This window comes from Leifsonia sp. Root4, assembly GCF_001425085.1.
In the GTDB taxonomy this organism is placed as follows: domain Bacteria; phylum Actinomycetota; class Actinomycetes; order Actinomycetales; family Microbacteriaceae; genus Microterricola.
The window spans coordinates 318,507-338,883 of the sequence record NZ_LMDN01000004.1; the positions used below are offsets into that span (position 1 = coordinate 318,507).

Sequence of the window (20,377 nt, forward strand, 5' to 3'; positions counted from 1 at the left end):
TGTCGGCGTTCTGGGCCTTGTCGGAGGCGCCTTCGTCGAAGGCGGCAGAACTCGTGGTCACGGCGTTCCCTTCACGGCGGCAAGGTCCGCTGCGCCGTTGCCGAGAAGTTCGGCCACGACGCGTTCGGCGATGTCGTGGGCCGCCTCGGCCAGGTGGGCGGCGGAGTGGCTCTCCGGCGATGCCGCGTGCGAGCTCGTGATCGAGCGCATGCCGTCGTGGCTATATACAGTCGCCGTCAGGAAGAACAGCTCGTTGTCGATGCTGGCTGTCGCCCCCACCGGTGCGGAACAGCCTGCCTCGAGGCCGGCGAGCACGAGACGCTCTGCGAGGGTTGTGGCGGCCGTCGCGCCGTGGTTCACGGCGTCCAGAGCGCCGGCGAGAACCCGGTCGAGTGTTCCGGCGCGCACCTCGATGGCGAGCGAACCCTGACCCGGCGCGGTCGGCCATTCGTAGAGGTCGAGGTACTCGGTGACGTGCTCGAGCTTGCCGAGGCGGCCGAGACCGGCGGCGGCGAGCAGCACGGCATCGAGGCGTTGCGGGTCGTCGGCGGCGAGCTCGTCGCTCACCCGCGCGAGCCGCGAGTCGATGTTGCCCCGGATATCGACGATGTCGAGGTCGGGTCGGCGGGCGCGCAGCTGGGCGATGCGACGCGGCGAGCCTGTGCCGACGCGGGCACCCTCCGGCAACGTCTCCAGCGTGTGACCGTCGCGGGCGCAGAGCGTGTCGCGCGCGTCAGCCCGCTTGGGCGTCGCGGCGAGGCGGAGTCCGGCGTATTCGCCGGTCGGCAGGTCTTTGAGCGAGTGCACGATCAGATCGCACTCATCGGCGAGCAGCGATTCGCGCAGTGCCGAGGCGAACACCCCGGTGCCGCCGATGCTGGCGAGCGATTCGCGCGAGGTGTCACCGTGGGTTGTCACCGGTACGATCTCGATCTCGGCCTTCGCAGCGCTGCCGATGCGGGTGGCGATGGCGGTCGTCTGCGCCATCGCGAGTGCGCTTCCGCGGGTTCCGACCCGGATCACGGCGTTCATGCAACACCCCCGGTGCTGCCGGCATCCGCAGTGCCCACCCGCTCGTGATCGGCCCACGGACCCAGCTCCGTCAGGTGCGGGCGCTCATCGACCGGGACGTCATTCACGCGCTCCAGCACGAGGTCGATCAGCCCGGAGACGAAACTCGGGTGCACGCCGGGGGTCGGCACACGCACGGCGAGCAGGCCGTGGCCCTGTGCGGTCGTGACGGCCTCGTTGTCCAGATCCCACAGGACCTCCATGTGATCACTGACGAAGCCGAACGGCACGATCACGACGGCCTTGACGAGGCCGGCAACGGCGAGTTCGTCGATGGCATCGTTGATGTCCGGCTCGAGCCAGGGGGTCCGGGGGTCACCTGAGCGCGACTGGTAGACGAGCGACCAGGCGGCGGCGGGTGCGGTCTCGCCGTGGATGTAGGAGGCGACGGCCAGGTGCTGGGCGACGTACGCTCCGCCTGGACCGAACTCCGGACCAGATTCCTCGGCCGCCGTGTTCGGGATCGAATGAGTCACGTAGAGCACGTGGATGGCCTCGTCAGCGATGCCCTGTGCACGCAGCTGGTGCACGGCCGAGGAGACGCCCTCGACGAAGGGCATGACGAAGCCGGGGTGGTCGAAGAACTCGCGCACGCGGTCGATCGAGACCTGCTCGCCGAGGCCGGTGTCAGCCAGCGCCTTCTGGAAGTCTTCACGGTACTGACCGACGCCCGAGTACGAGGTGTACGCGCTCGTGACCAGTCCGAGCAGGCGGTCGTCTCCGGCTGCGTGCGCCTCGCGCACGGTGTCCGCGAAGAACGGGGCGGAGTTGCGGTTGCCCCAGTAGACGGGCAGCTCGATGCCGCGCGCGGCGAGCTCCGCCTCGAGCGCCGCCTTCAGCGCACGGTTCTGGGCGTTGATCGGGCTCACTCCGCCGAAGTGACGGTAGTGGTGGGCAACCTCTTCGAGTCGCTCATCGGGGATCCCGCGACCGGCCGTGACATTGCGCAGGAACGGGATGACCTCGTCCTGCCCCTCCGGTCCACCGAAGCTGGAAAGCAGGATGGCGTCGTACTGGGCCACTACTGCAGCACCTCCACAAGTTCAGCGGTTTCAATGCGTCGCCCCGTGTAGAACGGCAGTTCGTCGCGCACGTGCATGCGGGCGTCGGTCGCGCGCAGCTCGCGCATCAGGTCGACGAGTTCGACGAGCTCATCGCTCTCGATCGGCAGCAGCCACTCGTAGTCGCCGAGCGCGAACGCCGACACGGTGTTGGCGATGGCCCCGCGGAACGCGGCGCCCTTCCGACCGTGGTCGGCGAGCATGCGCTTGCGCTCCTCGTCCGGCAGCAGGTACCACTCGTAGCTGCGCACGAACGGGTAGACCGTGAGCCACCCCTTGGGGTCGACGCCGCGCAGGAAGCCGGGGACGTGGCTCTTGTTGAACTCGGCGTCGCGGTGCACGCCCATGGCGTTCCACGTCGGGAGCAGGCTCTTCAGCATGCGGGCACGGCGCATCTCACGGAGCGCCCACTGCAGGCCCTCGGCATCCGGACCGTGCAGCCAGAGCATGACGTCGGCGTCGGCGCGCAGACCGGAGACGTCGTAGATGCCGCGCAGGGTCACACCCTGCGCCTGGACCAGGGCGATCGTGTCATCGAGTTCGTGCACGAAGTGCGGAACGTCGTGACCATCGAAGTCGTCTGGGTTGCTCGGATCGCGGCGAAGGACGGCGAACAGGGTGAAACCCTGCGGCGATGCCTCGGATTCGAACACGTCGGATGGGGCCTGACGATCAATCGGGTCAGTCATGCCCCTAGTCTGCTCCGCTTTGCGCCGCGGGGCAAAAGCAGTCCTAGTCGCGGAGCGCGCGAATGATGGCCCACACGCCGAGGCCGACGGCGGTGGCAGCCGCCAGAGCGACGGCGCCGAGGGCGATCGGGTTCTCTGCCGCCATGCGGCGCACGCGTGCTCCGGTGCGATCGGCGGCCAGGCCGATCTGCTTCGGCACGTTGAGTTTGTCTTCGATGGCGTCGAGGGTTGCGGCGAGTTCCGCTCGAGCGCGGACGGCATCGGCCTGCAACTCGGCACGGCTGCGGCGCGGCGCGGACGCGGCCTGCTGTGCCACGGCGGTCGACGCTGCGTTCAACGCGGCTGCACTGTTCTCAGGCGTGGCGGTCATATGATCCCTCTCCCTTGAAGACATCCATGTCGCGCTTCAGATCGACGTCGAACTCGCTCTTGGCGAGTCCGGCCTGGATTCGACCCCGACCGATGAAGATCAGAAGAATGGCGAGCAGGAACAGGATGCCGGCCACGATGAGCGCGGCCAGCCAGGCCGGCACGATGAGCGCGAAAGCGAGCACCGCACAGGCGACGAGCACAGCGAGGCCGAAGAAGGCGAATCCGACGGCGACGACCATGAGCGCAACGCCCACACCGATGCGCTGGCCCTTCTCGCTGAGCTCGGCCTTGAACTGCTCGATCTCGGCGCGGACCAGTCCGATGAGCAACCCGGGAAGGTCGCCGATCAACTCAAAGAGGGACCGCCTGTTCGCCGCGTTCAGTGGGTTTCCGTCATGTTCACTCATCACGCACGCACCTTTCCTGGCGATCGGATGCGATCAGCCGTCGGCTTTCGGAGTGGCATCGGCCGGCGACGTCGCGCCGCCCGTCGTCGCGCCGCCCGGCTTCACGCCAGTCGGCTTCGTGGCAGGCGGAACCGGCGTTCCGGCCGTCGTGACGACCGTCGTGATCGTGGTCTCACCCTTGCTCTGCTTGGTGGCCGCATTCACGAGCTTCTTCGCATTGTCGAAGAAGGCATCGGAGACGGTGCCGACCCTGGCGAGGGCGAAACCCTTGACCTGATCGACGCCCTGCTGCACGAGCGGTGTGTTCCACACGCTCTGCGCGGCGCCCTTGATCTGTTCATATCGCTTGCGGCCGGCGCGCGTGCCGAGCACGTAGCCCACCGCAGCACCGGAAACGAAGAGAAGCTTGCCCTTCATGACACCCCGATCTTTTTCACTGTTCTGCACAGCGTCGCCCTGCCTAGAGTAGCCCCGTTCCCGGCATCCTGAAACGACGAGTCTGAAATATTCCATTTTGGATATGCACCGGGGCACGTCGGCAGCGGCGACGAATCGGAGGCTTGGCACCCCCACGGCCGCCTAGAGGTGCACGAAGTGGCGGCGGATGCCGGACGCGGCTGCCGTGGCATCCGGAATCACCGAGGCGAGTCCCGTGCCGCCAAGCCAGGATCCCGTCGCGGCGAGCGTCGTCTCCTCCTCGAGCCTGGCGCGCAACGCCGTGACCCGTTCCCGCTGGCCGATGGCCGCGTGCGAGAGGGCGTCGCGCCACGGGGTGCGAGCCGAGTCGACGAGCTGGGCCGCTGTGAGTGGAACGCCGAGGATGGCGCTCGCATCGCGCAGGGCGAGAGCGGTGAGCTCGGCGTCATCGAGCGCCGAGCTCGGGCTGTCCTGCCCCAGCCGGCCGTACGACAGCCGCACGACGTGACGCCCGGGGCCCGCGGCCTCGGCCAGCCAGGCCCACTTGGCGGTGGAGTGCGTGAGCGCCTTCGCGGTGGTGCCAGGGGTGTCGGAGGCCACGAGCACGCCTGTGCCGCGCGGCGCGGCATCCAGTGCGGGGGCGTCGAGCACGAGCGTGACGATCTCGACGGCTGAGCCGGAGGCCCACGCGGAATCACTCGCCTCGCTCCATTCGGGCCGTGCCAGGGAGAGCAGGCCGAGCGAGACTGTCGCGGGCGCGGCCAGGATCACGGTGCGGGCGGTGACGGTGCGCTCGATCGGCTCTGACCGAGGCGAGTCTGGCTCGGTCGCGCCTGGCTCTGTCGCCGGCGTCGGCCGCTCGGTCGCGGTGAGCGCCCAGGAGCCGTCGGCATTCTCACGCAGGCCGGTCACGCGAGTGCCGAGGCGCAGCTCCGCGTCGAAGTGGGCGTTCTCGGCGAGCAGCGCATCGACGAGGCGGTGCATGCCGCCGCGGATGCCGCGCACGCCGGCCCCTGGCTTGGCATCGCTCTTCAGCAGAGCAACGGCCCCCGAGAGCGACCCCGCTCTGGTCAGCGCGGCATTCAGCCCCGGTGCGACGACGTCGACCTCGAGGTCATGCGCATCGGCGGAGTAGACACCGGAGGAGATCGGCGAGACGAGGCGGTCCAGCACGGCCTTGCCCATCCGCTGCTCGACGAGCTTGCCGAAGTTCTTCTCGGTGCCGATCGTGAGCACAGGGCGCAGGCGGTCGGAGTATGCCCGGATGGAGTTCTTCCAGCCGATCGCGGCGCGCACGTCGTCGGCGAGGGGCGACGAGGGGATGCCGAGCAGCGAAAGCTTCGGCATCGGCACCGTGATGGCGTCCGTCCCGGTCAGCGGCGGCAGACGCAACCAGGCTCCGGCCGGGTTCGGATCCACGATGTCGTCGCCGAGTCCGAGTTCCCCGAGCAGCTCGGCGACCGAGTCGTTACGGGTCGCGAAACCCTCGGCGCCGGTGTCGAGGCTGAGGCCCGCGAGCTCGGTGCGGCCGACGCAGCCGCCTGCGACGTCCGCGGCCTCGAGGATCAGCACCGAGAGGCCGAGCCTGGCGCAGGCGCGCGCGGCGACGAGGCCGGCGATGCCGGCCCCGACAACGGCGACGTCAACGATGCCAGCCGAGTTCTGCTGTGCTCTCATCGGCCGTGCACCAGTTCGACGATGCGGCTGAGCACGGCGGGGTCGGTCTCCGGCGGCACCCCGTGGCCGAGGTTGAGCACGTGGGCCGGCGCGGCCTCGCCGCGGCGCAGCACATCGCGCACGTGCGCCTCGAGCACCGGCCACGGTGCGCCGAGCAGTGCCGGGTCGACGTTGCCCTGCACGGGGACGCCGCCGCCGAGGCGGCGGATGCCCTCGTCGATGGCCAGGCGGTAGTCGACCCCGACGACGTCGGCTCCGACGCGGTGCATCGCGCCGAGCAGCTCACTCGTTCCGACGCCGAAGTGCACGATCGGAACGCGGTGCCAGACCCGCTCGGGATCGGCGGCCCCGTCGGTGCCGCGCTCGTAGTAGCCGAGGTCGCTGACGAAACTCAGGGCGTGGGCGGATGCCGGGGCGACATGCTCCTCGTAGTCCTCGAGCGAGAGCGCGCCGGCCCAGGAGTCGAAGAGCTGAGCGGCACTGGCGCCGGCGAGGATCTGCGCGCGCAGGAAGCGCCCGGTGACCTCGGCGGTCCAGCGCATCAGCGCGGCCCAAGCCTCCGGCTCGGAGTGCATCAGTGCGCGGGCGGCGAGGTGGTCCTTCGACGGTCCGCCCTCGACGAGGTAGGCCGCCAGCGTGAACGGGGCGCCGGCGAAACCGATCAAGGGGGTTACGGAGGACGGCTCGCCATCGACGCGGTGCGACGGCGCGATCTCGGCGAGTGCGGCGACCGTGCGCGCAACGGCCTCGGAGATCGGAGCGAGCGAGGAATCGAGAACGGCGGGGTCGAGCGCGGTGAGCTCGGCCACGTCGGCGGCGGTGCGCACGGCCTTGCCCATCACGGGTCCACGGCCGGCGACGATCTCCACCTCGACGCCAACGAGCCTGAGCGGCACGACGATGTCGCTGAAGAAGATTCCGGCATCCACCCCGTGCCTGCGCACCGGCTGCAGAGTGATCTCGCTGGCCAGGGCCGGGTCGAGGCAGGCGTCGAGCATCTTCGTGCCGACCCGCAGCTCGCGGTACTCCGGCAGCGAGCGGCCAGCCTGGCGCATGAACCAGACCGGGGTCACCTCTGGGCGGTCGCCGCGGTACGCGCGGATCAGGCGCGAGCGGCTGGTGAGGCCGGTGGCGAGGGGATGCTGAGGCGGCAGGGTCTGGCGAGCGTCGTGGTTCACCTGGCCATTGTCTCGCACCCGGCTGCGCGCCGTCTCGGAGCCAACGCAGCGGCGGCACAGCGGCGGCATCGCAGCGGCATCCGCTCTGGCATGCACTGCGCGAGGGAGGCCTTCAGCGCGAACGGAGGCCACCGCCCTGAGATGCGGCCTCCCCTGCCCACTTTCACCTCCCGGCACGTTGTGCCAACTGCGGTCAGGCTGCTGCCAGCAAGTTGCTTCGACGAGCTGTAGAATTCTCAAGTGCTCATCTGTCTCTCTGCGAGTCACAAGAACTCCCACTTCGATCTGCTCGAACAGCTCTCTGTCGACGCGGCAGCCATGGGCGAGCGCATTGTGAGCGAACATCGCGCGCTCCCGGGCGCCCACACCCTGCAGGGCGCCGTCGTCGTGGCCACCTGCAACCGCTTCGAGACCTACCTCGATCTCGATGCCCCCTTCGGCCACTCCCCCCTGCCCACCGTGTTCGCCGCCATCGACGCGGTCAGCGCGAGCACCGGCGTGAGCAGCGAGATTCTGCGCGACAGCCTGCAGCTCGTGCACGGCAATGGTGTGGCGGAGCACCTCTTCGCCGTGTCGGCCGGCCTTGAGTCCGTCGTGGTCGGCGAGGGCGAGATCGCCGGCCAGGTTCGCCGCTCGCTGGAGCAGGCACGCACCGTCGGAACGACCAGCCCCGAGCTGGAGCGCCTCTTCCAGCGCGCATCGCAGACCTCACGCGGCGTCAAGAACCGCACCGGCATCGGCTCGGCCGGCCGCTCCCTCGTGCGACTCTCGCTCGAACTCGCCGAGAGCCGCGTCAGCGACTGGGCGGAGACGAGCGTGCTGCTCGTCGGCACGGGGCGCTACGCCGGTGCCTCGCTGGCCGCCCTGCGCGACCGTGGAGCCGAGAATGTGCGGGTCTACTCGCCGTCCGGCAGGGCCGCGCGCTTCGCGGCCAACCACGGCATCCTGCCCGTCGCGCACGCCGACTTCGCGAGCGTCGCGGCATCCGTCGACCTCATCGTGACCTGCACCACCGCCGAGACCCACGTCGTCGACGCAGCCCTGCTCACCGCCGGTCGCACGAGCGCGTCGAGCCCGAGCGAGCGCCAGCTGCTGATCGACCTCGGCCTGCCGCGCAACATCGACCCTGATGTGGCCGATTTGGCCGGCGTTGAACTGCTCGACCTCGAGACGATCAGCATCCACGCTCCGCTCGAGGAGCTGAACGCCACGCAGGAGGCCCGCGCCATGGTCGGCAAGGCCGCCCGCACCTTCACCGAGGTGGCCGAGGAGCAGTCGCTCGCCCCCGCCGTGGTCGCACTGCGCACCCACGTCTTCGACCTGCTCGACGCCGAGATCGCGCGTGCGCAGAGCAAGGGCGATCCCGACGGACGCATCGAGCAGTCGCTGCGTCACCTCGCCGGAGTGCTGCTGCACACGCCGATGGTGCGCTCCCGCGAACTCGCCCGCGACGGCGAGCAGCAGGCCTGGCTCGACGGCATCGATGCCCTCTTCGGTCTGAAGGTCGAGACGCCGGATGCCGCGCGCGCCAGTGCCGACATCCCCAGCATCGCCGGCGGCACTGCGGGCAGCTGCCCGGTGGGTGGCGACCGGATGCGCGCGGCGGCGAACGACTGAGCGCGATCGGACTGCGATGAGCTCGGCACCGGACTTTACGCCTGACCTCGCGGCACCGTCGTCCGTCGGGCCCGATTCCGCGGAGACCCCGACTCCCCCGCCCGGCTACTTCCACGGCTTCCCCTTCGACAGCGGCCCGCTCGCACTCGCGCCCATCCAGACCGAACGGTTGATCCTGCGACCTCTCATTGCCGGCGATGCGGCAGACGTCTGGGAGTACCAGCGGCTCGACGAGGTGCTGCGCTACATCCCGTGGCCCCGTCGCACCATCGAGGAGGGCGCAGCGCACACCCTGCGCCGCGCCGCATTGCGCACGCTCGATGCCACCGCCGACAGCGCCATCTTCCTGGCCTGCGAGCTGGCAGCAGACGACGAGCGGCTGGTCGGCAGCGCCGGTCGCGTGATCGGTGACGTCATGCTCCGCCTCAGCAGCGTCGAGACCGCCGAACTCGAGATCGGCTGGGTCTTCCACCCCGACTTCGCCGGCAAGGGCTACGCCACCGAGGCGGCGGAAGCCATGCTGCGTCTGGCGTTCGACGGCATCGGCGCCCACCGCGTCATCGCCCACCTCGATCCGCGCAATGACGCATCCGCCCGACTGTGTGTGCGGCTCGGGCTGCTGCATGAGGCGACCCTGCGCGAGTCGTACTGGGACAAGGGCGAGTGGAGCGACACCGGCATCTACGGCATGATCGCGCACGAGTGGCGCGCCCGCGAAGACACCCCGGCCCCGCACACGCCCTGAGCGCGTCAGCCCCCGTCTACGCACCGCACTCGGCTTCGGGGGCGGCCTCGGTCCTCGGCTGCTCCCTCGAGCCAGCGTGAGTTTCTGCGGCTCCGCTGCACGCTGGCACGCGAAGCCCTGAGCGAATCCGTGCAGAGTGCGCTCAGCGCAACCCTTTCGGCAACAGTGCTCGCATACGCAACAACCCCGAGACCGCGTCGCGTTCCCGGGGTTGCGGTCTCCGCCTTTCGCCTGACGGAGTAGTGATCCCCCGGATCACTACTCTTGGCCGGCGGCGGGAGCCCCCAGCGTTGACGAGATTTCCTGAGTGAGGGCTGCCGCCTTTCGCGTGAACATGATTGATCCACTGGATCAATTCATGTTTACGCGCCCTTGAGGCGGGCTGCCAGGTACAGGTACAGCTCAGCGAGCGGCACGCGCTCCTGCTGCATGGTGTCGCGGTCGCGCACGGTCACGGCCTGGTCGTCGAGCGAGTCGAAGTCGACCGTGATGCAGAACGGGGTGCCGATCTCGTCCTGGCGGCGGTAGCGACGGCCAATGGCGCCGGCGTCGTCGAAGTCGATGTTCCAGCTCTGGCGCAGCTCGGCGGCGAGCTCACGCGCCATCGGCGAGAGGCGCTCGTTGCGCGACAGCGGCAGGATGGCGGCCTTGATCGGTGCCAGGCGCGGGTCGAGCTTGAGCACGGTGCGGGTGTCGACGCCGCCCTTCGCGTTCGGCACCTCCTCCTCGTGGTACGCGTCGACGAGGAACGCCATCAGCGAGCGGGTGAGGCCGGCTGCCGGCTCGATCACGTAGGGGGTCCAGCGCTCGTTCTTGGTCTGGTCGAAGAAGGAGAGGTCCTTGCCCGAGGCCTCGGAGTGCGTCTTCAGGTCGAAGTCGGTGCGGTTCGCGATGCCCTCGAGCTCGCCGAACTCGCTGCCGGTGAAGCCGAAGCGGTACTCGATGTCGACGGTCCGCTTGGAGTAGTGCGAGAGCTTCTCCTTCGGGTGCTCGAAGAAGCGCAGGTTGTCCGGGCTGATGCCGAGGCCGGTGTACCAGCTCATGCGCTGTTCCATCCAGTACTCCTGCCACGTCTCGTCGGTGCCGGGCTCGACGAAGAATTCCATCTCCATCTGCTCGAACTCACGGGTGCGGAAGATGAAGTTTCCGGGTGTGATCTCGTTGCGGAAGCTCTTGCCGATCTGGCCGATGCCGAACGGCGGCTTCAGGCGCGAGGCCTGCAGCACATTGGCGAAGTTCACGAAGATGCCCTGCGCCGTCTCCGGACGGAGGTAGTGCATGCCCGACTCGTCGTCGACCGGGCCGAGGTAGGTCTTCAGCAGACCGGAGAACGCACGCGGTTCCGTCCAGGTGTGGCGGTTGCCGCAGTTGGGGCAGGCGATGTCGTCGAGGCCGTTCTCGGGCGCGCGTCCCTTCTTCTCCTCGAACTCCTCCTCCAGGTGGTCGGCGCGGAAGCGCTTGTGGCAGCTCTGGCACTCGACCAGCGGGTCACTGAAGACCTCGACGTGGCCGGATGCCTCCCACACCTGCTTGGGCAGGATCACGCTGGAGTCGAGGCCCACGACGTCGTCGCGGCTCTGCACCATGAAGCGCCACCACTGGCGCTTGATGTTCTCCTTGAGCTCGGTGCCGAGAGGCCCGTAGTCCCACGCGGAGCGCGAACCGCCGTAGATCTCACCGGCCTGGAAAACGAACCCGCGGTGGCGGGCGAGGGCGATGACGGCGTCGAGACGGCTGGGTGCGGCCATGGTGGCTCCAATGGGGCGTGATCAGGGCGGAAGGGCCCGGCGAACAGTCTTCCTAGTTTACGGTGGGGTTCAATGGAACGATGACCTCAGCCGAATCCCCGCCGTTGCCCGGCGCCACCCTCCCCGACATCGCCGTCGCCGCCGTCGCGCTCATCCGTGATCGCCGCGTGCTCATGGTCACCGCCCGTGGGCGCGACGTGCTGTTCATGCCCGGAGGCAAGATCGACACAGGCGAGTCCATTGCGGATGCCGCGGTGCGCGAGGCCAGCGAGGAGGTGTCGATCGAGCTCAGGCCGAGCGATCTCCACGAGCTCTTCACCGTGGCGGTGCAGGCACACGGCGAGCCCGTCGGCCGGCTCGTGCGCATGCACGTCTTCGGGGTGGACTCCACCGCCGCGGCATCCGTCACCCCCGCGCCATCGGCCGAGGTGAGCGAGCTGCACTGGGTGGGCTTTGACGCGCTCGACCGCTGCCCGCCCGCCGGCGCCGAGGTGTTGCAGCGCCTGGCCTCCGCAGGCCTGATCGACTGACTGCAGGAGCGTATCGAGTGCCGCGCGTGGCGCAGTCGACGTGCGCTCTCACGTCGCAGGGCTCGGTCACCGTCGATATGCACGCTGGCTTCGCCCATGTGCACGACGGCGAGAGGGAGCAGCCGAGGAACGAGGCCGCCCCCGAGGAACGAGGCCGCCCCCGAAGCCCCGAGCGCCTGACCAGATCGGCTCGCCCCGGATGTCGCGGCTGCAGAGTCCGCGGATCCGCTCGGGGCTTCGCGTGCGTCGCTGCTCCTTCGTCGCGGCGCCACTCGCTCGAGCCAACGTGCAGAGAGCGCATCGTGCATGTGCACGCTGGCTAGAGGGAGCAGCCGAGGAACGAGGCCGCCCCCGAAGCCCCGAGCGTCTGACCGGATCGGCTCGCCCGGGTCTCGATACGGCCGCGAGCGGCCTACTCGACCACCGGGAAATGGTCGGTTTCGACGGGCTCAGCCGCCGGGGCGTCAGTGCACGTATTCCAGCAGGTCGAGGCCGACCTGGCGCATGCCGTCGAGCACCTCGAGCCTGGCCGCCAGGGTGGTGTCTGCGAAGCTCAGCGACACCACGTACGTGACACCGGCGCGCGGGCCGCGCAGCACGCCGACCTCGCTGCGCACGCCCGGCTCCGTTCCGGTCAGATTCACGAGCAGCAGGCCGTGATCGGCATCGCGGTGCGCGAGCGGAACCAGGCCGAACGCGCTGGCCACCATCGAAAGGTCGGCGTTCAGCGAGAGCCAGCCGAGCACGCGCTGCGAGACGGTGGGCGACACGACCTCGCCGCGGGCCATGGCGGTGAAGAGCCAGCAGAGTTCCTGTGCGGAGCCGACCGAGAGCTGTGGGGCGTCATCCGGGCCGCGCAGATCACGCACGACATCGAGCAGCGCCGTCTTGGAGAGTCCGAGCGACTCCGCGCGCCTGCGCACGGCCTCGAGCCCGACGACGCGCAGCAGGACGTTGCTGGCGAGGTTGTCGTTGCTCGCTCCGACGAGTGCGGCGAGATCGGCCACGGGCAGCGACGGCGCCTGCAGGTGCTGCCAGATTCCGGCTGATCCCGCGGCGTCGCCTGCGCCCCGATCGAGGATCACGAGTTCGCCGAGTCCGTCATCGGCGCGATCGGGGTCGCCCAGCTGGGCTGCCACCTCGATCAGGAGCAGCACCTTGCCGATGTCGGCGGTCGGCATCGAGACGTGGTCATCGACGGAGAACAGCACGCGCCCCGTCGCCAGATCGCTGGCGCGCGCCGAGACCTGGACACCGTCGAGGGCGAGTTGGCCGAGCGCCGCGAAGCCGCGCCCGAAGTTCTCGTTCGTCTCGCCGCCCTGGTGCCTGCCCCGCTCGAGCGCCGCCTGCCGCACACGGCGTTCCGACTGCGGCGCGGGGCTTGTCACACGGGTTCCTTCGAGGCTCGATGCTGTGGATCGCGCGGCTCACCCCTCCGCGCAGAATTCACCCGCGAGAGAATCGGCTGCGGGTCACGATGAGTGTAACCCCGACAGCTGACAGCGTGGGACGCCCGGGCGCCCACACTCACCAGATCGTGACGCGCTCCTCCGGTGCAAGCCAGGCGGCATCCGTCGGCTGCACGTCGAAGGCACCGTAGAAGTCGTCGATGTTGCGCACGATCTGGTTGCAGCGGAACTCGTTCGGCGAGTGCGGGTCGATCGCGAGCAGGCGGATGACCTCCTCGTCGCGGCCCTTCATCTGCCAGGCCTGCGCCCAACTGAGGAAGAAGCGCTGCGCGCCCGTCAGGCCGTCGAGCACGGGCGGCTCCGACCCGTCCAGCGAGATCAGGTAGGCCTTCCACGCGATGGCGAGGCCGCCGAGGTCTCCGATGTTCTCGCCGATGGTGAGGGCGCCGTTCACGTGGTGGTCCGGCACCTGGGCGGGGGCGAGGGCGTCGAACTGGGCGATCAGGGATGCCGTGCGCTCTTCGAACGCGGCTCGGTCCGCCTCGGTCCACCAGTCGGTGAGGCGGCCGTCTCCGTCGTACTTGGAGCCCTGGTCGTCGAAGCCGTGGCCGATCTCGTGGCCGATGACGGCGCCGATCGCGCCGTAGTTGGCCGCGGCATCCCGCGCATCCGAGAAGAACGGCGGCTGCAGGATCGCCGCCGGGAACACGATCTCGTTGAAACCGGGGTTGTAGTAGGCGTTGATCGTCTGCGGCGTCATGAACCACTCGTCGCGGTCGATCGGCTTGCCGATCTTGCCGAGCTCGCGATTGAACTCGAACTCGCTCGTCGCCCGCACATTGCCGATGAGGTCGGTCGCGTCGATGCTGAGCGCCGAGTAGTCGCGCCACTTCGACGGGTAGCCGATCTTGGGAGTGAACTTGTCGAGCTTGTCGAGGGCGCGCTCCCGCGTCTCGGCACTCATCCACTCGAGGGTGGTGATCGACTGGCGGTACGCTTCGACGAGATTCGCGACGAGAACGTCCATCGCCGCCTTCGCGGTCTCCGGGAAGTGCTTCTCGACGTAGATGTGGCCGACGGCCTCACCGAGCGCTCCCTCCACCAGCGAGACGCCGCGCTTCCAGCGGTCACGCATCTCCGGGGTCCCGGTGAGCGTGCGGCCGTAGAAGTCGAAGTTCGCCTCGACGATGTCGCTCGTCAGGTAGGCGGCGCTGCCGCGCACGACCTGCCAGCTCAGCCAGTCGCGCCAGGCGTCGAGCTGCTCCGGCACGAGCAGGGCGCCGACGCCGCTGGTGAAGCTCGGCTGACGCAGCACGAGTTCGTTGAAGACACCGGTCGGCGCGCCCATGGCGTCGCGCCACACGGCGAGGTCGGCCGGGACGAGGATGGCGGCATCCGCCCAGCTCATCAGGTTGTAGGTCTTCTCGCTGTCGCGCGATGCGACGTTGTCCCAGTGCACGGCGGCGATCGCGCTCTCGAGGTCGAACACGCGCGCCGCCCGCTCGGCGGGGTCGCTCAGGCCGGCGAGAGCGAACATGCGCTCGAGGTGAGCCCGGTAGGCCTCGCGCACGTCGGCGAACTTCTCCTCGCGAAAGTAGCTCTCGTCCGGCAGGCCGATCCCACCCTGCTCGGCGAAGACGAGATAGCGCTCGGGGTCACCGGGGTCGTTGTCGACGAAGAGCTGGTAGAAACCGCTCACCCCGGCACGCTCGAGCTCGCCGAGAGTGGCGAGGAACTCCGGGATCGATGAGACGGATGCCGCGGCGGCCAGCTGGCCGGCGATGGGCGTCACGCCGAGGCTCTCGATGCGCTCCTCGTCGAGGAAGCTGGCGTAGAGGTCGCCGACCTTGCGCGCCTCCGTGTCCGGCTCAGCGTCCTGCGACTCCATGATGATGTCGCGAACGGCCTTCTCTGCCTCTTCGTGCAGAACGTAGAACGAGCCGTAGCGCGCCTTGTCGGCCGGGATCTCGGTGCGCGCGATCCACTTGCCGTTGACGTGGCGGAACAGATCGTCCTGCGGGCGCACCGTCGGGTCGAGTTCGTCGAGCACAATTCCAGAAGCAGTCGTCGCAGCGGTCATTTCCACAGCCTATTGGGAACGCACGACGCCGCAGCTGGGATTCCGCCGAGCGCGAAGTGCGGTTTCCCCGAGTCGATGTGCACCGGCGGCTGGGAACTGCTTCACTGAGAGCACTATGAAGACGCTGCTCAACATCATCTGGCTCGTGCTCAGTGGCTTCTGGCTGTTCCTCGGGTACATGGCGGCCGGCATCATCTGCTGCATCCTGATCGTGACGATCCCGTGGGGCATCGCCTCATTCCGCATCGGGCTGTACGCGCTCTGGCCGTTCGGCAAGACCGTCGTCAACAAGCCAACCTCCGGCGTCTGGTCGTTCCTCGGCAACGTCGTGTGGGTCATCGTCGCCGGTATCTGGCTGGCCATCGGCCACATCCTCTCTGGCATCGCGCTCTGCATCACGATCATCGGCATCCCGTTCGGCATCGCCAACTTCAAGATGGTTCCCGTCTCGCTCGCTCCCCTCGGTAAGGAGATCGTCGACATCTGAGTCGACATCGGAGTCGGCGGCAGTCCCGGGCGCGAGTTCAGGGCAAGCCCCGACGACTGCGCCGTCGGAGCCTCATAACGTTTCTTCTCGTTGCGTCGGCCTGTTGCCACGCATCGCATCGGTTGAGGGCTCTCCCGCCCCGCCTCCCGCATACCTGCGACGAGGGCCGCAGCACTTCGGTCGCGCCGCATCCCGAGAAGAAAGTCGCCATGACCATCGCAGAATCTTCCCCAGTCGCCGCGCCGCTTGCCCCTGAGGCCTTCGCCGCCCTCGCCGCGCGCATCGACGGCACCATCACCACGCCGATCGACGCCGAGTGGGACACCGCCAGGCAGGCCTGGAACCTCAGCGCCGACCAGCGTCCAGACGCCGTCGTCGCGCCGAGCAGCGCAGCCGATGTGCGCGCAACGCTGCTCTTCGCCAACGAGCACGGGCTCCGCGCCGTCGCCCAGGGCACCGGGCACCTCGCCGGCCCGCTCGGCGATCTGGCCGACAGCATCCTCGTGCGCACGACCGCGCTCTCCAGCATCGAGGTCGACGCCACGGCGCTCACCGTCCGCGTCGGCTCCGGCGTGCTCTGGGGCGACGTCACCGCCGCTCTCGCCGAGCACGGGCTGATCGCCCTGGCCGGATCGGCCCCGGATGTCGGAGTCGCCGGCTACCTGCTCGGGGGCGGTGTCAGCTGGTTCGGGCGGAGCCTCGGCCTGGCGACCTCGCACGTGACGACGATCGAGGTCGTCTCGGGCGGCGGGCGCATGCTGCGCGCGTCGGCCACGGAGGAGAGCGAGCTGTTCTACGCACTCCGCGGTGGCGGCGGCAACTACGGCATCGTCACGGCGATCACCTTCCGCGTCTTCGCCGTGCGCGATGTCTACGCCGGCATGCTGATGTTCCCGCTGGAGCGCGCAGAGGAGGTGTTCAGCGCCTGGGAGCTGTGGACCCGGGATCTCGACGACAGCGCCACGAGCTGCTTCCGGCTGCTGCGCCTGCCGCCGCTGCCCGAGCTGCCGGAGTTCTTGCGTGGCCAGAGCTTCGCCGTGATCGACGGCGCGATCGCGATCGAACAGGGCGACGGATCTGGGCCTGAGCGCTCCGCCGAGGCCGCAGCGTTGCTCGCCCCGCTGCGCGCGCTCGGCGCCGCGATCGACACCTTCGGCGTCATGCCGGCGAGTCGCCTCGGCGAGATCCACATGGACCCTCCCGGCCCCGTGCCCGGCGTCGGCGACGGCATCACCCTCGACGAGCTGCCCCGTGCGGCCATCGATGCGGTGCTCGAGTTGGCCGGCCCTGATGCCGCGACACCCCTGTTGGCCATCGACATCCGTCACGTCGGCGGGCAGCTCGCCGTTCCGGCGGCGGACGGCGGCGCGGTCAACTCCCTGCCGGGGCGCTACCTGCTCTACGCCGTCGGCATCACGCCGACTGCGGAGGCGGCTGTGGCCGTGCGCTCGGCGACGCAGGCGGTGCTCGAGGCCGTCGCGCCGTGGCGGAGCGCCACCGACTACATCAACTTCCGGGAGGTGAGCGCCGCGCCGGAGCGGCTCTACCGCACCGACACGCTGGCCCGCCTGCGTGCGGCGAAGCGCAGCTACGACCCGAACAACACGATCCGCTCTGCCCACCCGCTCGACTGAGCGCACCCCGCTTTCTCGGCCGTACCCGAAGCGGCGGAGAAGAGCCGATGGGGAGGATGGAATCGCAGATTCCCTCCTCCCATCGCGCTGTCCCCGAACGGACGCCCGCCGCGGACGCCCAGCCACCCACGTCGGCTGAGGGAGCGCCAGCGGCCGAAGCCCTGAGCACCCCGATCACGAGAGGGCTCGGGGCTTCGATCGCTCCTCCCTCGGCCGCCGTGAGATGGAGCACACGCGGGTGGCGCTTCAGCCGCCGAGCGCGAGATCCCGACGCCGCACGAGCACAGCGGCGAGCGCCGACAGCACGAGCGCGAACCCGAGCATGACCCAGGCCGCGCTCCAGTCGACAGTTGCCGCGGTCGCTGCCGTGACGATGGGCGTGTGTGCGAACGGTGACGCGTCGCGCACGGCATCCGGCAGGCCGAGCAGCCCACCGAACTGCCCGATCGCGATCGCCAGCAGCAGCACGACCCAGGCGAGCCAGATCGTGGTGCGCGGCAACACCGCGAACACCAACGCAACGATGGCCAGCAGGAGCAGCACGGCCGGCAGCTGGGCCAGCCCGGCGAGCGCGACAGAGGCCGCGCGATCGCCGAGACCGGCAGAGCGGGTGAGGCCGAGCACCGCACCGAGCACGGCCGCGCCGAGCACGAGCAGCGCCGTGAACACCCCGACCGCCAGGTAGCCGCCGAACCAGCGCAGCCGAGTGACGGGAGCGGCGAGCACGATCTCCGCGGTTCCGGATGCCTCGACCTGCCTGGCCCGCACCATCGCCTGAACGGTGCCGACGGCGGCGATGATGCCGACGAGGCTGAACATGGCGGCCGTGAACAGATCGATGAATGAGCCCTCGGCGCCCGGCCCGGCCAGGGTGGAGAGCGTGTTGCCGAGCGTCTCGGTCACGCCCTCCGCCCCGCTGTCACCTGCCTGAACGAGCTTCAGCATCGTCTCGCCCAGCGCGCCGATCAGCAGGCCGAAGATGCCTCCGGCCACCATCCAACCGATCACGGCGTTGCGCTGCAGGCCCCAGCTCAGCCCGAGCGGTCCGCTGAGCGAGCGCGGGGCGGTCAGCCGGCCCGCCCGCTCGGGAATCACGCTCGAGTCGACGTCGCGGTGCGCCTGCATCCAGAGCGAGGCCAGCACGAGCACCGCGCCGAGTGCCAGCCCGGGGGCGAGTGGCCAGAGCAGTTGCCCGGTCTGCGGCGAGAATGGGGCGACGGCCTGACCCCAGCCGATCGGGCTCAGCCAGCTGAGCCACCCGGCGGTCATGCTCACACCGTCGGCCTGCACGGTTCCGGTGGCATCCCCCAGCCCGCGCAGCACATAGGAGAGCGTCACGACGGCCGCGGCCAGCCCGTTCGCCCCGCGCGAGGTGCGCATGAGTTGTGCGGAGAACAGCCCGACTCCGAGGAAGGCGATTCCGGTGACGGCGAGCGCCCCGCCTGCGAGCCAGCTCCCCTCCGGGTCGGCACCGCCCAGGAGGTAGCCGAGCGCCGAGATGACGCCGATTGTGGCGCAGAGCACGGTGCCCTCGATCACCGTCGCGACGAGCGGCGTGCTGCGCCCGGCCGGAGTCGCCCCGATGAGCTCGGCGCGACCGGACTCCTCCTCTGCGCGACTGTGCCGCACGGCGAGGAATGTCGACATGAGCCCGATCAGCACACCGAGGAAGGCGAAGAGGAGGAAGTACTGGAAGGCGTCGGCGGCCGGGCCCTGCGGGGTGCCGCGCAGCATCAACACGGCGGGGGTCTGCCCCGCGAGCCTGAGCACCTCGACGCGCTGCGACTCGGTTCCGTAGGTGCTCTCGATCGCGGAGTTGCCGACGACGGCGAGCAGGGCGAATCCGGCGATCCAGGCCAGCAGCTGCACGCGGTCGCGGCGGAAGCGCTGGTGGAGGAGCGGCAGCAGCGTGCGCGGGGTGTGCGCCTCGGCCGGTACGCGCACCGTCGTCGGCGCGAGCGTGGCGGTCATCGCCCGGCCTCCCCCCGCGATCCGCTCGTCGGGGCGTCGGCGAGTGGCTGCTGGGCGGGCGTCGCGGCATCCGACTGCCCACCGTAGTGGCGGAGGAACAGCTCCTCGAGCGACGGCGGGTTCACCGTGAGCCCGCTCACCCGCAGCGCGGAGAGCGCAGCGAGCACGGCGGGCATCTCGTCGCTGTCGACGGTGAAGCGCACGCGGGCGGCATCGCGCAGCAGATCGTGGGCGCCGGGGATCATCGCGAGCTGAGCATCGACGAACTCGCCGCCGCCCGGCGCCTCCGCCGCGAAGGACACCTCTGTGCGGGTGAGGTGGCGGAGGGCGGCGAGCGTTCCGCTCTCGACGGTTCTGCCCGCGCGGATGATGCTCACCCGGTCGCAGAGGTGCTCAACCTCGCTGAGGATGTGGCTGCTCAGCAGCACGCTCGTCCCCTCGTGGACCCGCTGCCCGATCTGCTCGCGGAACACCGCCTCCATCAGCGGGTCGAGGCCGGATGTCGGCTCGTCGAAGATGTACAGCTCCGCCGGTGTGGCCAGGGCTGCGATGAGGGCGACCTTCTGCCTGTTGCCCTTGGAGTAGGTGCGGGCCCTCTTGCTCGGGTCGAACTGGAACGCTTCGATCAGCGCGGCCCGCCTGCTCGCGTATGCGCGTTTGTCGGCGTCGCCGCCGCGCAGCCGGGTGAGCAGATCGATCGCCTCGCCGCCGGCGAGGTTCGGCCAGAGGCTCACATCGCCCGGAACGTAGGCAATGCGGGCATGGAGCGCCGCGGCATCCGCCCAGGGATCCCTGCCGAAGACGGATGCCGAGCCACCCGTCGCGCGCATCAGACCGAGCAGCACCCGGATGGTCGTGGACTTGCCCGCACCATTGGGGCCGAGGAAGCCGTGCACCTCGCCGCGGGCGACGCTGAGGTCGAGCCCGTCGAGCGCAACCACCCGGCCGAAGTGCTTCTGCAAGCCCCGTGTTTCAATCACCGTGCTCATGGTCGTGACGCTACGCCGATGCGGCGCCACGTGCGTGATTTCTCACGGTTTCCTAACGGCGCGTCGTTTCGGGTCGATTCAGGGCTTCGGGGGCTGCCTCGTTCCTCGGCTGCTCCCTCTAGCCAGCGCGGGACGCGGCGTGTGGAAGCACGCTGGCTCGAGCGAACGTGGGATGCACGAACACGCCGACGCCGGGACGCACGCCGGCGTGTGGATGCACGCAGACTCGAGCGAACGAGCCGACGAGGAACGAGGAGGCATGCTCGCGAAGCCCTGAGCGGATCCGCCGGGGCTG

Annotated in this window: 18 protein-coding genes; 5 read left to right on the forward strand and 13 right to left on the reverse strand. The window is 69.6% G+C overall.

The genetic code is table 11. The annotated features are described in order from the left end of the window. Nucleotides 1–57 precede the first annotated feature (57 nt). The 8 genes from hemC to hemE all read right to left on the reverse strand — a co-directional run bounded on the left by hemC (nt 58) and on the right by hemE (nt 6,872). Entirely contained in the window at nt 58–1,032 is a 975-nt protein-coding gene (gene hemC, locus ASC66_RS14800; RefSeq protein ID WP_055841145.1) for a hydroxymethylbilane synthase, read from the reverse strand. Continuing rightward, the gene (locus tag ASC66_RS14805; RefSeq protein ID WP_055841148.1) at nt 1,029–2,093 is read right to left on the reverse strand and encodes a ferrochelatase; all 1,065 of its coding nucleotides are present in this window, start codon (nt 2,091–2,093) and stop codon (nt 1,029–1,031) included. The genes hemC and ASC66_RS14805 overlap by 4 nt, the downstream gene beginning before the upstream one ends. Next, nucleotides 2,093–2,821 carry a hydrogen peroxide-dependent heme synthase gene (hemQ, locus tag ASC66_RS14810; protein ID WP_055841152.1) on the reverse strand — a complete coding sequence of 243 codons (729 nt, stop codon included), beginning with the start codon at nt 2,819–2,821 and terminating at the stop codon, nt 2,093–2,095. Before hemQ ends, ASC66_RS14805 begins: the two co-directional genes overlap by 1 nt. 43 nt (nt 2,822–2,864) lie before the next feature. Then, complete coding sequence (locus ASC66_RS14815) at nt 2,865–3,191, reverse strand: DUF3618 domain-containing protein (RefSeq protein ID WP_082492367.1); 327 nt, start codon at nt 3,189–3,191, stop codon at nt 2,865–2,867. Beyond that, complete coding sequence (locus ASC66_RS14820) at nt 3,175–3,600, reverse strand: phage holin family protein (protein WP_055841156.1); 426 nt, start codon at nt 3,598–3,600, stop codon at nt 3,175–3,177. The genes ASC66_RS14815 and ASC66_RS14820 overlap by 17 nt, the downstream gene beginning before the upstream one ends. A gap of 33 nt (nt 3,601–3,633) precedes the next feature. Further along, nucleotides 3,634–4,017: a YtxH domain-containing protein gene (locus ASC66_RS18495; RefSeq protein ID WP_235496946.1), complete on the reverse strand. Its 384-nt coding sequence runs from the start codon at nt 4,015–4,017 to the stop codon at nt 3,634–3,636. A gap of 162 nt (nt 4,018–4,179) precedes the next feature. Beyond that, a complete protein-coding gene (locus ASC66_RS14830; protein WP_055841159.1) occupies nt 4,180–5,694 on the reverse strand; it encodes a protoporphyrinogen/coproporphyrinogen oxidase in 1,515 nt (504 codons plus the stop codon). After that, a complete protein-coding gene (hemE, locus tag ASC66_RS14835; RefSeq protein ID WP_055841763.1) occupies nt 5,691–6,872 on the reverse strand; it encodes a uroporphyrinogen decarboxylase in 1,182 nt (393 codons plus the stop codon). Before hemE ends, ASC66_RS14830 begins: the two co-directional genes overlap by 4 nt. Before the next feature lie 240 nt (nt 6,873–7,112). On the opposite strand from hemE, the gene ASC66_RS14840 reads away from it, so the two are divergent. Beyond that, entirely contained in the window at nt 7,113–8,489 is a 1,377-nt protein-coding gene (locus ASC66_RS14840; protein ID WP_055841161.1) for a glutamyl-tRNA reductase, read from the forward strand. Nucleotides 8,490–8,505: 16 nt separating this feature from the next. Beyond that, the gene (locus tag ASC66_RS14845; RefSeq protein WP_162243517.1) at nt 8,506–9,234 is read left to right on the forward strand and encodes a GNAT family N-acetyltransferase; all 729 of its coding nucleotides are present in this window, start codon (nt 8,506–8,508) and stop codon (nt 9,232–9,234) included. Nucleotides 9,235–9,596: 362 nt separating this feature from the next. Here ASC66_RS14845 and ASC66_RS14850 read toward each other — a convergent pair whose 3' ends face one another. Continuing rightward, nucleotides 9,597–10,982, reverse strand: coding sequence for a glycine--tRNA ligase (locus ASC66_RS14850; RefSeq protein WP_055841164.1), 1,386 nt, complete (start codon nt 10,980–10,982; stop codon nt 9,597–9,599). A gap of 80 nt (nt 10,983–11,062) precedes the next feature. On the opposite strand from ASC66_RS14850, the gene ASC66_RS14855 reads away from it, so the two are divergent. Next, the gene (locus ASC66_RS14855; protein ID WP_055841168.1) at nt 11,063–11,512 is read left to right on the forward strand and encodes an NUDIX hydrolase; all 450 of its coding nucleotides are present in this window, start codon (nt 11,063–11,065) and stop codon (nt 11,510–11,512) included. 464 nt (nt 11,513–11,976) lie between these two features. Here the strand turns inward: ASC66_RS14855 and ASC66_RS14860 are convergent, their stop codons facing one another. Next, nucleotides 11,977–12,900 (reverse strand): serine hydrolase, encoded by a 924-nt coding sequence (locus ASC66_RS14860; RefSeq protein WP_055841171.1) that lies wholly within the window; start codon nt 12,898–12,900, stop codon nt 11,977–11,979. A gap of 139 nt (nt 12,901–13,039) precedes the next feature. Continuing rightward, the gene (locus tag ASC66_RS14865) at nt 13,040–15,001 is read right to left on the reverse strand and encodes a M13 family metallopeptidase (RefSeq protein ID WP_055841173.1); all 1,962 of its coding nucleotides are present in this window, start codon (nt 14,999–15,001) and stop codon (nt 13,040–13,042) included. 115 nt (nt 15,002–15,116) lie between these two features. On the opposite strand from ASC66_RS14865, the gene ASC66_RS14870 reads away from it, so the two are divergent. Beyond that, on the forward strand, nt 15,117–15,488 hold the full coding sequence (locus ASC66_RS14870; protein ID WP_055841176.1) for a YccF domain-containing protein: 372 nt from the start codon (nt 15,117–15,119) through the stop codon (nt 15,486–15,488). 209 nt (nt 15,489–15,697) lie between these two features. Next, entirely contained in the window at nt 15,698–17,122 is a 1,425-nt protein-coding gene (locus ASC66_RS14875; RefSeq protein ID WP_055841179.1) for an FAD-binding oxidoreductase, read from the forward strand. Nucleotides 17,123–17,368: 246 nt separating this feature from the next. Here the strand turns inward: ASC66_RS14875 and ASC66_RS14880 are convergent, their stop codons facing one another. Together ASC66_RS14880 and ASC66_RS14885 are read right to left on the reverse strand one after the other, a co-directional pair. Further along, nucleotides 17,369–19,093 (reverse strand): ABC transporter permease, encoded by a 1,725-nt coding sequence (locus tag ASC66_RS14880; RefSeq protein WP_055841181.1) that lies wholly within the window; start codon nt 19,091–19,093, stop codon nt 17,369–17,371. Then, nucleotides 19,090–20,082, reverse strand: a complete 993-nt coding sequence (locus ASC66_RS14885; RefSeq protein ID WP_055841184.1) for an ABC transporter ATP-binding protein — start codon at nt 20,080–20,082, stop codon at nt 19,090–19,092. Before ASC66_RS14885 ends, ASC66_RS14880 begins: the two co-directional genes overlap by 4 nt. Nucleotides 20,083–20,377: the final 295 nt, after the last annotated feature.